The sequence below is a fragment of the Methyloradius palustris genome (genome assembly GCF_019703875.1).
Taxonomy (GTDB): domain Bacteria; phylum Pseudomonadota; class Gammaproteobacteria; order Burkholderiales; family Methylophilaceae; genus Methyloradius; species Methyloradius palustris.
In genome coordinates this window covers 462,266-476,682 of sequence record NZ_AP024110.1, presented here as the reverse complement: position 1 = coordinate 476,682, position 14,417 = coordinate 462,266, and the positions used below count along the sequence as shown (strand labels likewise).

At 46.8% G+C, this 14,417-nt stretch carries 13 protein-coding genes; 5 read left to right on the top strand and 8 right to left on the bottom strand.

The window, feature by feature from the left end; genetic code table 11:
• Window positions 1-114 precede the first annotated feature (114 nt).
• Both ZMTM_RS02455 and ZMTM_RS02450 read left to right on the top strand, forming a co-directional pair.
• Window positions 115-921 carry a cytochrome C assembly family protein gene (locus ZMTM_RS02455; protein ID WP_221764758.1) on the top strand — a complete coding sequence of 269 codons (807 nt, stop codon included), beginning with the start codon at window positions 115-117 and terminating at the stop codon, window positions 919-921.
• 29 nt (window positions 922-950) lie between these two features.
• Window positions 951-1,556: a glutathione S-transferase gene (locus ZMTM_RS02450; RefSeq protein WP_221764757.1), complete on the top strand. Its 606-nt coding sequence runs from the start codon at window positions 951-953 to the stop codon at window positions 1,554-1,556.
• A 61-nt stretch (window positions 1,557-1,617) separates the two neighbouring features.
• On the opposite strand, the gene clpA is transcribed toward ZMTM_RS02450, so the two are convergent.
• From clpA to tgt, 7 genes are all read right to left on the bottom strand, one after another.
• Window positions 1,618-3,909, bottom strand: coding sequence for an ATP-dependent Clp protease ATP-binding subunit ClpA (gene clpA, locus ZMTM_RS02445; protein ID WP_221764756.1), 2,292 nt, complete (start codon window positions 3,907-3,909; stop codon window positions 1,618-1,620).
• Window positions 3,910-3,922: 13 nt separating this feature from the next.
• Entirely contained in the window at window positions 3,923-4,234 is a 312-nt protein-coding gene (gene clpS / locus ZMTM_RS02440; RefSeq protein ID WP_221764755.1) for an ATP-dependent Clp protease adapter ClpS, read from the bottom strand.
• 118 nt (window positions 4,235-4,352) lie between these two features.
• A complete protein-coding gene (locus tag ZMTM_RS02435; protein WP_221765542.1) occupies window positions 4,353-5,591 on the bottom strand; it encodes an HlyC/CorC family transporter in 1,239 nt (412 codons plus the stop codon).
• 78 nt (window positions 5,592-5,669) lie between these two features.
• Complete coding sequence (secF, locus tag ZMTM_RS02430) at window positions 5,670-6,605, bottom strand: protein translocase subunit SecF (protein ID WP_221764754.1); 936 nt, start codon at window positions 6,603-6,605, stop codon at window positions 5,670-5,672.
• A 77-nt stretch (window positions 6,606-6,682) separates the two neighbouring features.
• Window positions 6,683-8,512 carry a protein translocase subunit SecD gene (secD, locus tag ZMTM_RS02425; RefSeq protein WP_221764753.1) on the bottom strand — a complete coding sequence of 610 codons (1,830 nt, stop codon included), beginning with the start codon at window positions 8,510-8,512 and terminating at the stop codon, window positions 6,683-6,685.
• 77 nt (window positions 8,513-8,589) lie between these two features.
• Entirely contained in the window at window positions 8,590-8,904 is a 315-nt protein-coding gene (gene yajC / locus ZMTM_RS02420) for a preprotein translocase subunit YajC (protein WP_221764752.1), read from the bottom strand.
• Between the two features lie 83 nt (window positions 8,905-8,987).
• Window positions 8,988-10,097 carry a tRNA guanosine(34) transglycosylase Tgt gene (tgt, locus tag ZMTM_RS02415; protein ID WP_221764751.1) on the bottom strand — a complete coding sequence of 370 codons (1,110 nt, stop codon included), beginning with the start codon at window positions 10,095-10,097 and terminating at the stop codon, window positions 8,988-8,990.
• Window positions 10,098-10,276: 179 nt separating this feature from the next.
• On the opposite strand from tgt, the gene pssA reads away from it, so the two are divergent.
• A complete protein-coding gene (gene pssA / locus ZMTM_RS02410) occupies window positions 10,277-11,080 on the top strand; it encodes a CDP-diacylglycerol--serine O-phosphatidyltransferase (RefSeq protein ID WP_221764750.1) in 804 nt (267 codons plus the stop codon).
• Window positions 11,081-11,398: 318 nt separating this feature from the next.
• The gene (locus tag ZMTM_RS02405; RefSeq protein WP_221764749.1) at window positions 11,399-12,949 is read left to right on the top strand and encodes a 2-isopropylmalate synthase; all 1,551 of its coding nucleotides are present in this window, start codon (window positions 11,399-11,401) and stop codon (window positions 12,947-12,949) included.
• A 52-nt stretch (window positions 12,950-13,001) separates the two neighbouring features.
• On the opposite strand, the gene ZMTM_RS02400 is transcribed toward ZMTM_RS02405, so the two are convergent.
• Complete coding sequence (locus ZMTM_RS02400; protein ID WP_221764748.1) at window positions 13,002-13,670, bottom strand: energy-coupling factor ABC transporter permease; 669 nt, start codon at window positions 13,668-13,670, stop codon at window positions 13,002-13,004.
• 81 nt (window positions 13,671-13,751) lie between these two features.
• On the opposite strand from ZMTM_RS02400, the gene ZMTM_RS02395 reads away from it, so the two are divergent.
• A complete protein-coding gene (locus ZMTM_RS02395; RefSeq protein WP_221764747.1) occupies window positions 13,752-14,417 on the top strand; it encodes a histidinol-phosphatase in 666 nt (221 codons plus the stop codon).

Genomic DNA, 14,417 nt, shown 5'->3' with positions numbered 1-14,417 from the left:
TTAAACCTATCACCATGGGTTTTTGTAAAGGCGCAGGCGTTAGCGCCTGATTTACACCATGTTATAGTATTGAATAAATACTAATTTTAACCCAAGTCACCTATACACATACACATGATTGAGTTTGCTCCCTATTTCATCACGGCTTTGATTTACGCTTTAGTGGCTGCTGATTTTTGGCTAGATGCCTCAGCAAAACCTTCGCTCAAAATCTCGCGCTGGCATCCACACCTGATTGCGGTTGGATTGATATTGCATGCATGCTTGTTATACAAATCACTGTTCACAGGCGGGCTTAACTTAGGGCTTTCAAACGCACTCTCTGCCATATTCTGGCTGACTGTACTGATTTACTGGCTGACTGACCTCAAGCATCATTTGAACAGCCTGCAGGCCTTTGTATTACCGCCTGCGGCTTTCTTTGTGTTGTTACAGTACCTGCTGCCAGAAGCGCATTTGCTGCCTTATGCCAAGCAGCCCTTATTCATGACCCACCTGGTTATCTCCATGCTGGCCTATAGCCTCTTCACCTTTGCGGCGCTGCATGCTTTATTGATGATGGCTGCGGAGCGCAGCCTGCACCAAAAACCTACACTCATCAAACTGCCAGATTTCCCGCCGCTGATGGTGATGGAAACATTGCTGTTCAGAATGATAGGCCTAGGCTTCATATTGCTCACGTTGACTTTGATCAGCGGCATGCTGTTCTCCGAAGCCATGTTCCACCAGGCACTCAGGTTTAACCATAAAAATATATTCACCATCGTTTCATGGCTGGTGTTTGGTGGATTATTGCTAGGTAGGTTTCAGTATGGCTGGCGTGGCCGCAAAGCTATCCGCTGGACACTGAGCGGCTTTGCCCTATTGTTTCTCGCCTATATTGGCAGCAAATTCGTATTAGAGATTTTGTTGCACAGATAACGCTGAATTTCTAGCGGCACGTATCATCAATGAGCATTCCCATCCTCTACTCTTATCGTCGTTGCCCTTATGCCATGCGCGCCCGTATGGCGTTGCGATATAGCGACATTACGGTTGAAATTATCGAGATTTCACTTAGAGATAAACCGCAGCATCTATTAGAAGTCTCGCCCAAAGCCACGGTGCCTGTACTTGCGTTACCAGATGGCAAGGTGATTGAACAAAGCCTGGAGATCATGCAATGGGCGTTGTTGCAGCAAGATAAAGACGATTGGCTATCAAACAGCGCAAGTGAACTGGCAATTGATGCTAATCGGCTGATTTCAGAAAATGATGGCACATTCAAACAGGCGCTAGACCGCTATAAATATGCCGTGCGCTTTCCCGAGCACTCACAAGAAGAGTATCGACAACAATGTGAGGTATTTGTCAGCAAGCTAGAAGCGCTACTCGTCCAACATCATTATTTGTTAGGTAGCAATTGTTCGATTGCAGACATCGCCATCTTTCCATTTGTTCGCCAATTTGCGGGCGTAGATGAGCCATGGTTCTCACAAGCGCCCTACCCAAAAGTCCGCGCATGGCTGAATGAATGGGTTAATTCACCGCTCTTTATTAGCATTATGCAAAAATAAAAAATGGGCTGACACGACTAGCGCATCAACCCACGGGGAAGCAATAACTAATAACGATTGCTTAAGCTAGATCAACTTCCAGTTTTGATGGTTTGCTTGGCTTGCTGGTTGGCTCTTCATCAAATACCAGTTTGACTTGGTCTTTATCGTCAATATCCACTTTAACGCTACCACCATTCGCCAAGCGACCGAACAATAACTCGTCTGCCAAGGCTCTGCGGATAGTGTCTTGGATCAATCGCGACATCGGCCTTGCGCCCATCAATGGATCAAAGCCATTCTTGCCGAGATAAGCTTTTAGTTCATCACTGAAGCTGACTTCAACCTTTTTCTCGTGCAACTGATCTTCAAGCTGCATCAAGAATTTATCCACTACGCGCATGATGATCTCTTGCGTCAATGGTGCAAACGACACAGTCGCATCAAGACGATTGCGGAACTCAGGGCTGAACATACGCTTGATTTCAGCCAAGTCATCATTCACCTTGCTAGGCAGATTGAAGCCGATACCTGTTTTAGATATGGCTTCAGCACCAGCATTGGTAGTCATGATAATCGTGACATTGCGGAAATCAGCCTTACGACCATTGTTATCAGTCAGTGTGCCGTGATCCATTACCTGTAGCAAGATATTGAAAATGTCTGGATGGGCTTTTTCAATCTCATCTAACAACAATACGCAATATGGATGCTTGGTGATGGCTTCTGTCATCAACCCACCCTGCTCAAAACCAACATAGCCTGGAGGTGCGCCAATCAAGCGAGACACCGCATGACGCTCCATGTATTCAGACATATCAAAACGAATCAGCTCGATACCCAATGTGTAAGCCAACTGTTTTGCCACTTCTGTTTTACCAACCCCAGTAGGGCCAGAGAACAGGAATGAGCCGATTGGTTTATCTTGGCTACCCAAACCACTACGCGCCATTTTAATGGCGGCTGACAGCGATTCTATGGCCTTATCTTGACCAAACACAGTCGCCTTCAAATCACGATCCAGCGTTTTAAGCGCATTGCGATCGTCACTTGAAATATTCTTGGGCGGAATCCGCGCAATCTTGGCGATGATGTCTTCAATCTCCTTGTTGCTGATCACTTTCTTCTGCTTGGATTTAGGCAAGATACGTTGCGCAGCGCCAGCCTCATCAATCACGTCAATCGCCTTGTCTGGCAAATGGCGATCGTTGATGTATTTAGCAGAAAGCTCAGCCGCAGTGCTCAAAGCAGATGCGCTGTATTTCACGCCATGATGCTGTTCAAAACGTGATTTCAAGCCCTTAAGTATTTCAATGGTTTCAGAAACGCTAGGCTCAGAAACATCCACTTTCTGGAAGCGACGTGAAAGTGCGTGGTCTTTTTCAAAGATGCCACGATATTCCTGATAAGTAGTTGCGCCTATGCATTTGAGCGAGCCGTTTGAAAGCGCAGGCTTGAGCAAATTAGAGGCATCCAATGTGCCACCACTGGCAGCGCCAGCACCAATCAAGGTATGGATTTCATCCACAAACAAGACTGAGTTTGGGCTTTCAGCAAGTTTCTTCATGACGGCTTTTAGGCGTTGCTCAAAATCACCACGGTATTTCGTACCAGCTAACAGCGCGCCCATATCTAGCGAATAGATTACAGCCTTGGATAAGACTTCAGGCACGTTACCTTCAACGATACGGCGTGCTAATCCTTCTGCAATAGCAGTTTTACCAACTCCTGCCTCACCCACCAATAATGGGTTGTTTTTACGACGGCGGCAAAGGGTTTGGATGACACGTTCAATTTCGCTATCGCGGCCAATAAGTGGATCTATCTTTCCAGCCAATACTTGCTGGTTTAAATTCAGTGTGTAGTTTTCAAGCGCGCCAGCAGGTGCGGCTTCTGTTTCAGCCTCTTGCTCTGTTTCGGCACGTTTGTTAGCGCCATCAGCCACCTTAGCAACGCCATGTGAGATGAAGTTAACAACATCAAGGCGAGTCACAGATTGCTGATGCAAGAAGAACACAGCATGCGAATCTTTTTCACCATAAATCGCAACAAGTACGTTAGCGCCTGTCACTTCTTTTTTACCTGATGATTGCACATGCAAAATCGCACGCTGAATTACGCGTTGAAAGCCTAACGTTGGCTGTGTATCGACCTCTTCATCGCCTTCTACAGTTGGGGTGTGTTCTTCAATGTAGTGATTAAGTTCGCTACGCAGATTATCGAGATTAGCGCCGCATGACCTAAGTACTTCAGCCGCAGTTGGATTATCAATCATGGCGAGCAATAGATGCTCAACCGTGATCAGCTCATGGCGTTTCTGCCGAGCATCCATAAATGCCATGTGTAGGGAGACTTCTAATTCCTGGGCTATCATAATTTGCGTTTCCTCAGACTTCTTCCATTGCGCATTGCAATGGGTGTTGATGTTCGCGAGCGTATTCTAAAACCTGGTTTACTTTTGTTTCTGCAATGCCGTGTGGGTAAACCCCACACACTCCAGCGCCCTCGGTATGTACTTTGAGCATGATTTGCGTTGCTTGTTCACGACTTTTACTAAAAAACCGCTGTATCACATCAACCACAAACTCCATAGGAGTGTAATCGTCATTTAACAGTAATACTTTATACATCGCTGGCGGTTTAGTTTTAACCGCCTTTTTCTCTAGGACAGTATTTTCCTGATTTTTAATACTTGCCATCGTGGTACCTATATTGAACCGAATTTAGAATAATTCAAGCCTGAAACAAGTGTGGTTAATCATCTTTGTTCCAATCTTGGCGCCTACACTTGCAAGATCGCTGATTCAGCGCGGATTTTCAGGGAAAAATGCGTACGCTTTTAACGACTTTGTCCTGCGTCTGGACAATCTCAAGGGTATGCCCTGCAATCTTGAAACTGGTGCCAGGCTCCGGAATATCCTCAAAATGCTCCAGCACCAAGCCATTCAGTGTGCGCGGACCATCTAATGGTAATGATAGCGCAAGTTTTTTATTGAGATCACGCAATGGACTAATACCATCCACTAACCAACTGCCATCTTCATCCTGATGATATGCCCCAGAAAGCGAAGGTGATTGGGTAGTGAAATCGCCGATGATTTCCTCAAGTATATCTTCGAGTGTCACCAAGCCTTTGAGTTCACCGTATTCATCAACCACCAGCGCAATACGCTGCTTGTTCTCCTGGAACTGCTGCATCTGCATATAGAGCGGAGTTCCAGAAGGGATAAAGTAAGGGTCAGAGATGATTTCCCGCAGTATCTCAAGATCCAGTTCGCCATCACGCAAATGGTTCATCACTTTGCGTATATGCAATATGCCGACGATTTCTTCATTCGCGCCTTGGCGCACCGGCAACCGTGTGTGCTGACTGGACGATAATTGCTTGATGATCTCTTCAATCGGCTCATCAAAATCAATCACTTCAATATTGGTGTGTGCCGTCATCACGTCATCCACCGTGCTCTTTTCAAGATCAAAAAGATTCAACAAGATGGCACGGTGTTTTTTGGGGATATAGCTGCCCGCATCCAGCACGATATGGCGTAGTTCATCCATGGAAAGCGCATGGCCATTTTCAGTAAAATTCACTTTGATGCCAAATAATCGCGCAATGACGTTGACCAACGCATTGATTAGCCAGACGATGGGATAGAGAAGTTTAAGTAATGGTGTCAGCACATAACTACTGGCGAAGGCTATTCTTTCGGGAAAACGGGCTGCAAATACTCGAGGTAACATTTCGCTAAAAATGAGCGTAGCCACGGTAATGAGGATAGTGCCGACCATCAAGGCAGACTTATCTTCACCATATAACTCAACGCTAATCACGGCAACTAGTGTCACTGAGCAAGCATTGGCGAAGTTATTGCCAAGCAGAATGACGCCTAATAATTTATCTGTTTTATTGAGTAATTTTGTGGCGAGCCGAGCGCCACGATGGCCTTCGTCCACTAGCTTACGCAGGCGATAACGGTTGAGCGACATCAAACTGGTTTCAGCGATTGAAAACAGGCCAGAAATCATGAGCAGTATGGCAAGTACGCCATACTGCATGGGCAGGGAGATAACGTCCAAAGAGGTTTGAAAATGTAGTGGGTGAACACTAGTTTACCGCGCTGGGCGGTAATAGTGTCAAGGCATTGCTTCTACGTCAGATTTCTTTTCAGTATTGCCCATCAAGTTTGCACGCGAAACACCTAACCACATAGCAACAGGGCTCGCCACCAGCACTGAAGAATAGATACCGAACAAAATACCAATAGTCAGTGCCAGCGCAAAATTGTGCAGCACTTCGCCACCAAATAGTAGCATTGAGCAGACCATTGTTTGCGTCATGGCGTGCGTAATCACGGTACGTGACATGGTAGCTGTGATTGCATTATTGATGACATCTGGCACGCTAGCCTTACGCATCTTGCGGAAGTTTTCACGCACACGGTCAAACACCACCACAGACTCATTCACCGAGTAACCTAGCACGGCCAGAATCGCCGCAAGCACGGTCAAATTAAATTCCCACTGAAAGAATGCGAAGAAGCCAAGAATGATCACCACGTCATGCATATTGGCAACAATCGCGGCTACCGCAAAACGCCACTCAAAACGTAAAGCCAAGTAGGCAACGATACCGACTGAAACCAATAACAAGGCCAGTGCGCCGTTTTCATAGAGCTCTTGGCCAACTTGCGAACCCACCAACTCCACGCGGCGCATTTCTACACCAGGCGTTTTCTCGGTCAATGCGGCCAATACTTGCTCTGACAATTGGGCTTTGGTCACACCTTCTTTTAGTGGCAACCGAATCAACACATCGTGACTGCTACCGAAGTTCTGCACGGTTGCTTCTTTGTGCCCCAAGGTATCAACCACTTCACGAATCTTGCCCAGATCAGCCGTTTCTGGATAGCTCACCTCGATGATCGTACCGCCAGTGAAATCTACTCCCAGATTCAGGCCGCGGTGCGCTAGAAAGAATATCGCCAGAATAAAGGTGATCAGAGAAATAGCCGTTGTGAGACGGCCATAACTCATGAAGGGAATATCTTTTTTGATCTTGAAAATTTCCATAATCTTTAATTCATCTCGTTTATTTTAGTAACGCATCATTCTTGATAAAGCGTCTGGTTTGTATGCACTGGAGCCAATTAACCAATTGCGAGTTTAGTAACTTTGCGGCGATAGCCGTAAAGCAGATTCACGATGGCTCTTGATACCACCACAGCGCTAAACATTGAGGTCAAAATCCCCAGCATATGCACGACGGCAAACCCTTTAATTGGGCCTGAGCCAAAACTGAACAGCATCAAACCCACAATAAACGTCGTCACGTTTGAGTCCAAAATGGTATCAAATGCGCGGTCATAGCCTGCGTGTATAGAAGCCTGTGGCGTATTGCCATTGCGCAACTCTTCACGGATACGTTCGTTGATCAGCACGTTGGCGTCAATCGCCATACCGAGTGTAAGCGCAATCGCGGCAAGGCCTGGCAAGGTCAAGGTCGCTTGCAGGATTGAAAGTAATGCCAACAGGAACAATAGATTGATTGCCAAGGCAAGCACTGAGACTGTGCCAAAGGCCATATAGTAAATAGCCATGAATACCGCAATTGCAAGGAAACCCCATAACGTAGAATGCACACCGCGCTTAATGTTTTCTTCACCCATACTTGGCCCAACGGTGCGTTCTTCAACAATCTCCATAGGCGCGGCAAGAGCACCAGCCCTTAACAGCAGCGAAACATCCGTAGCTTCTTGTACGCTGGCCATACCTGAGATTTGCACGCGGCCGCCGCCGATTTCCTCACGAATCACTGGGGCAGTAATCACTTCTGCCTTACCTTTTTCAACCAGTAGAATAGCCATGCGCTTGCCAACGTTATCTTTGGTCACTTGCTTGAAAATACGCGCACCACGGCCATCAAATGTGACATGCACCACAGATTCGCCATTCTGCGAATCTAAGCCTGGACCAGCATCAGTAATATATTCCCCAGTGAGCACCACACTCTTTTTCACCAGAATGGGCTGTCCATTTCGGCCAACATAATATTCGTCGCCAAAAGGCACTTGACCTTTGCTCGCAGCATCCAATGTACTGGCATCACTCTTTTCCTCATCTACAAGGCGTATCTCAAGCGTTGCTGTGCGACCAAGTATCTCTTTCGCCTTGGCCGTGTCCTGCACACCTGGCAACTGCACGACTACGCGATCTGAGCCTTGTTGCTGGATAATCGGCTCGGCAACACCCAGCTCGTTAATACGGTTGTGCAGGGTTTGAATGTTTTGCTTGAGCGCAAAATCCTGAATGCGTTTTTGTGCTTGGGGATTGAGCGTTGCAATCAACAGTTTTTCAGTGCCAGTATCGCTGTCTTTGAGCGTTAAATCTGGGGAATCCTTGGCAATGATTTTTCTGGCTTTCTCAAGTTCAGCCGACTGACTGAAACGAATCTGCACAGATTGACCCTCGCGTGATATCCCAAGATAAGCCACACGTTCATTGCGTAGTGAAGAGCGGAAATCACCCACATAACGATCAGTCGCTTTATCCAGCGCGGCTTTCATGTCCACTTGCAGCAAGAAATGCACACCACCGCGCAAATCCAGACCAAGGTACATCGGCAATGCGCCAATGCTGGCCAGCCATGACGGCGAACGCGTCAGTAGGTTGAGTGCTACGACGTAATCATCACCCAGACTCTTCTGCAATACATCTTTAGCTTTAAGTTGGGTATCCGTATCATCAAAGCGCACCTTGATGCCACTTGGCTCCAGCGTCAAATGGTCAAACTTGATGTTTTGCGCTTTTAAAGCATTCTCCACCTGATCCAGCAATGCCGGCTCAATTTTGACCGTATTTTTATTCGGCGAGATTTGGACTGCAGGCGATTCACCGAAGATATTTGGCAAGGAATACACAATGCCGAATACCAAGGCAAATATCACTAGCAGGTTTTTCCATAATGGATAGCGGTTCATGATGCGGCTCGCAAATGATGTGTCTAAGAGATTAGAAGTTGATTTATGGTTTGAACTGACTGATTAAAAAGACTTGGCTAAATAGACTTAATGGTGCCTTTAGGCAGCAAAGTCTGGATGGTCGGTTTTTGTACATTAATAATCACGCCAGCGGCGATTTCAATCGCGACAAAACTATCACCCACTTTACTTACTGTACCGATGATGCCGCCTGATGTGCTGACTTCATCACCTTTTTGCAAAGCTTCAATCATCTTGCGTTGTTCTTTCGCCTGTTTCATCTGTGGACGAATCAGCATGAAATAAAACAATACTACAATCGCGATTGGAAAAAGGAATTGGGTATATTCTGGAGCGCCACCTGTGGCTGCATATGCGTTACTAATAAACATGAGTGACCTTTTCTGTAACTTTAATATTGCTTAAGTTGGTTAGAGTAAAACGAAAAATTTTAGCATAGAGTGCCCATACACTACTAAGCCTTAACGTGAATTGCCCGGTTTCTAGCGAATTCTTCTTTAAAACTGGCAAAGTTACCTTCTTCAATCGCCTTGCGCATGCCAGCCATGAGCTCTTGGTAATAATGTAGATTGTGGATGGTATTAAGGCGTGAACCCAATATTTCGCCAAGCCTGTGCAGATGATGCAAGTAGGCGCGGCTGAAATTACGGCAGGTGTAGCAAGTGCACTCAGCATCCAACGGGCTAGTATCTAATTTATAGCGCGCATTTTTGAGCTTGATGTCGCCGTGTCGCGTGAATAGCCATCCATTGCGTGCATTGCGTGTTGGCATCACGCAGTCAAACATATCAATGCCTTGCGAAACGGCAGCCACTAAATCTTCTGGCGTGCCCACCCCCATTAGATAACGCGGCTTATTTTTCGGCATCTGCGGCGCGGTATGGGTAAGAATGCGCAACATATCTTCTTTCGGCTCGCCGACCGACAAGCCGCCAATCGCGTAACCATCAAACCCAATCTCTTCAAGACCTGCGAGAGATTCATTACGCAAATCTTCATGCATGCCGCCCTGGATAATGCCAAACAGGGCGTTAGCGTTACCTTCATGTGCGGCCTTGCTACGCTTGGCCCAGCGCAGGCTAAGCTGCATCGAGTCATTGGCTTCCTGATGCGTAGCGGGGTAAGGCGTGCATTCATCAAACACCATCACGATGTCGGAGTTCAATACACGCTGGATGCGCATGGATTCTTCAGGCGTCAGGAAACAGCTGTCACCATTGATGGGGGAACGAAACTTAACGCCTTCTTCAGAAATTTTACGTAGCGCGCCCAGACTCCACACCTGAAAACCGCCAGAGTCGGTTAGTATGGGGCCATCCCAGCCCATAAACTGATGCAAGCCGCCATGCGCCTCAATCACATCCAACCCTGGCCGTAACCACAAATGGAAAGTATTGCCGAGCAAGATGTGCGCACCGATTTCTTTTACTTCTATAGGCGAGAGTGATTTCACTGAGCCATAAGTGCCGACTGGCATAAAGGCAGGCGTCTGCACATCGCCATGCGCCAAGCTCACAAGGCCTCGCCTGGCAGCACCATCTTGTTTGATTAGATTAAATTTCATACGTGTTAAGGTTACTTATTAAAGCGTGACTTAATCAAAATATTAGTGACGCACTTTTGTTTAAAATTAAGACTAAAAATTAAGCCGCGATACTACCATAGTCAATCTATCCAGCTTTGATATACTAAGCAAAATCAAACTTGCTACATTCAAACAATAAACTTAAAGAGATGTTCGATATGGCTGAAGCCACACCGCGCCCGCGTCGCAAAAAACCACTCATACAATCAGGCTTGCGTGAGCGCAGCATTTATCTGTTGCCTAACCTCTTTACTACCGCGGCTTTGTTCGCAGGGTTTTATGCAATTGTACAGGCCATGAGTGGTGAATTTGAGCGCTCAGCCATCGCCATCTTTATTGCCATGGTGATGGATGGCCTGGATGGTCGTGTAGCTCGCCTCACCAATACCCAAAGCGCATTCGGTGCTGAATATGACAGCCTGTCAGATATGGTGTCGTTTGGTGTTGCGCCAGCACTGATACTCTATGTATGGGCATTAAAACCCATGGGTAAATTAGGCTGGATTGCAGCATTCATCTATTGTGCTTGTGCGGCATTACGGCTCGCTCGGTTTAATACCAAGCTGGACGAGAGCGATAAACGCTATTTTCAGGGCTTGCCCAGCCCCGCCGCAGCGGCTCTATTGGCAGGCTTAGTCTGGGTATCATTTGATAACGGCATTGTCGGCGATGAAATATTCTTTGGCTGGATAAAAATGAAATGGCTGGCCTGGGGCATTACCGTATTTGCGGGGCTCTCCATGGTGAGCGATTTGCGCTATTACAGTGGCAAAGACATCAATTTACGCAGCAGCGTGCCATTTGTGGTGATACTACTTATCGTGCTTGGTTTTGTGTTGATCTCATATAGCCCACCAGAAGTCCTGTTTATGGTCTCGGTGGCTTATGGCTTGTCTGCCTATGCACTATGGTCAATTGGGCGATTAGGCAAAAAAGCAGCTTCAGCATCACAAGAAGTCTAAAGATTAGCAGCTACGCAAATCCATGATTCTCACCAAGATGGCTTGCGTAGCAAGATAAAAAATATTATATTCACGTCACTATGTGCTCAAAACACTACATTTCAGTTTCATCTTCACAGACCAGCCTACTCTTGGCTGACCGTCTGCTGCGCTGCGCGCGCTAAATATCCCACACACAATCTGGTAGTACCCATGTTCGCCATAGCAGCTTATGACGAGTGAATGTATGCTTAAAAATCAGCATACCGAATAAAGACCTGCGGAAAACTTGTGCTAATTTGACATACAATCCGAAGGCAGAATTTAGGAACAAATAAAATGAATACCGCAACCAAAAACAATCAATTAATTATTTTTGATACGACATTGCGCGATGGTGAGCAAAGCCCTGGCGCATCGATGACTAAAGAAGAGAAAATCCGCATTGCACGCCAGCTTGAGAAATTAGGCGTGAATGTCATTGAGGCTGGCTTTGCCGCTGCGAGCCCAGGTGATTTTGATGCGATTCACTCGATTGCAGAAGTGATTACAAACTCTACGGTCTGCTCACTTGCACGTGCTAATGAAAATGATATCCGTCGTGCTGGTGAAGCGATCAAGCCAGCAAAAAAAGGACGCATTCATACTTTTATTGCGACCTCGCCCATCCATATGGAAAACAAGTTACGCATGACGCCGGACCAAGTTTTGGAACGTGCCGTGCAGGCCGTGAAATGGGCTTTAGAATATACCGATGACGTAGAGTTTTCAGCCGAAGATGCCGTGCGTTCAGACATGGATTTTCTTGTCCGAATTTACGATGCAGTTATTCAGGCAGGCGCTACCACACTGAACGTGCCTGACACCGTCGGCTACTCGATTCCTGCCCACTGGGGTGAGCGCATGAAGCAATTGATCGAACGCGTGCCGAACTCAGACAAAGTCGTCTGGGCAACGCACTGCCATAACGATCTCGGGATGGCAGTCGCCAATAGCCTTGCAGCAGTTATGAATGGTGCCCGCCAAGTGGAATGTACGATCAATGGCTTAGGCGAACGTGCTGGCAACGCTAGTTTAGAAGAGATAGTCATGTCGGTGAAAACCCGCCGAGATATATTCCAATTAGAAACCAGCATCGATACCACGCAGATTGTGGCGACATCGAAACTTGTCTCCAGCATTACGGGTTACCCGGTACAGCCAAACAAGGCGATTGTTGGCGCTAACGCCTTCTCCCACGAGTCTGGCATCCACCAAGATGGCGTACTCAAACACCGCGAGACCTATGAAATCATGCGTGCCGAAGATGTCGGCTGGGGCGCAAACAAGCTCACATTAGGTAAATTGTCTGGTCGTAACGCTTTCCGCACACGCTTGACCGAGATCGGTATTACCTTGGATAGCGAAGATGCATTAAATGCAGCGTTTGCACGCTTCAAAACCTTGGCTGATAAAAAGTCTGAGATTTTTGATGAAGATTTACAGGCTTTGGTTAGCGATGAAGTCTTGAATGAAGCCACCGAAAATTACAAACTCGCCTATTTGCAAGTTTGCTCACAAACGGGTGAAACACCGCATGCCATCATTACTATTTTGGATAATGGCGTTGAAAAACGTGCTGAATCTGATGGCGGCGGCCCAGTGGATGCCTCTTTCAAGGCGATTGAGAACATAGTCTCCAGCGGAACAGAGTTGCTTTTGTATTCAGTGAATAACATCACTAGCGGTACGGATGCACAAGGCGAAGTCACTGTACGTTTGGCAAAAGGCGGGCGCATTGTGAATGGCCAGGGTGCTGATACTGATATTGTGATTGCCTCGGCAAAAGCTTACCTCAACGGCTTGAACAAGCTTCATACCAAAGAGCGGGCACACCCGCAACTTGTATAGTAGTTAAAAAGCCGCCATGAATTTGGCGGCTTTTTAACTCGTGATGCCATATTCAATCTTCGTTATCCAGATAGCGTTTATCGCTAAATGTGACCAGCCACTCTGGCCTGTAAACGGCCATCATGGTGACCGCCATACCTGTCAGCAAGGCTTCAGACCATGCCATTAAGATGAAATATGGCAGATAGTTTTGTGTCAAATAATGGTCTGTATAAACACCAAATAGACTAAGCACCAATATTGCAGCTATTCCACACAGCGTGATCGCCAAGGCGGCCGAAGCAAAGCTGGTGACGTACACATAGATAAAAAAATGGTTAGGCAGTTTACGATCTACCCAACGGAAAAAGTTATAGCTGAATAGCGCGGGGATGATGCCCATCAGCATAAAATTAAGGCCTAAAGATTCCCAGCCTGCCATGCCAAAAACCGTGATACCGAGCAACACCAGCGATAAAGCCATCAAGGCAAACTGCCAGCCGAACATCAGGCTAAGTAAAGTTGCACCCAACATGTGGAAATCCAGCGCGGGCTTGATACCTGCTTTAATGCTCCATAAGAGAATAAGTGTGGCCGATGACCCCAAAAACACATGTTGCCAAGTTTCATTTTTGAGCAATCGCCAATCGGCTGTTCTGACCGCGAGGTAAAGAATGAACACCGCCAGAATATTGGCTGTCCATAATAAAGTTGCAGGAAGTAAACCATCAGGGAAGTTCATAGTTAAAATGACCTTGAATATGCACTTTAGGTTCGCACAGCATTCCATCGACTTCAACATCTTTAAATTTCGGAGAGTATTTTGCAGCTTGCGTTATTTGACTTAGACAACACCCTGCTTGCTGGCGACAGCGATTACCAGTGGGGGCAATTCCTTATAGAAATCGGCGTGCTAGACCGCGCGATACAGCAAACCGTTAACGACCAGTTCTATCAGGATTACAAAGATGGCAAACTCGATATCTACGCCTTCCTCGAATTCCAACTCAAGGTATTAAGCCTGCACTCCCGCGAACAACTGGATACATGGCATGCGCAATACATGCAGAAAAAGATCCTGCCAATGATGACGAAGAAATCCAAAGCACTCGTGGAAAAGCACCGCCAGAATGGTGACTTACTCATGATCATCACCGCCACCAACAGCTTTGTCACCAAGCCCATCGCAACGGCCTTTGGTATCGATAATCTGATTGGCACCACGCCAGAAGAAATCGATGGGAAATTCACTGGCAAAGCAACTGGCATCCCTAGTTTTCAAGAAGGCAAAGTCACACGCCTGCACGCTTGGCTGGCAGAGCAAGGCAAAACACTAGCTGATTTTGAAACTACGTGGTTTTACAGCGATTCACACAATGATCTGCCGCTGATGAAACTGGTAGATAAACCGATCGCAGTAGATCCTGACCCCGTATTGGAAGATTACGCGAAAACGCAGGGATGGCCGATTATCAGCCTACGTAGTTGA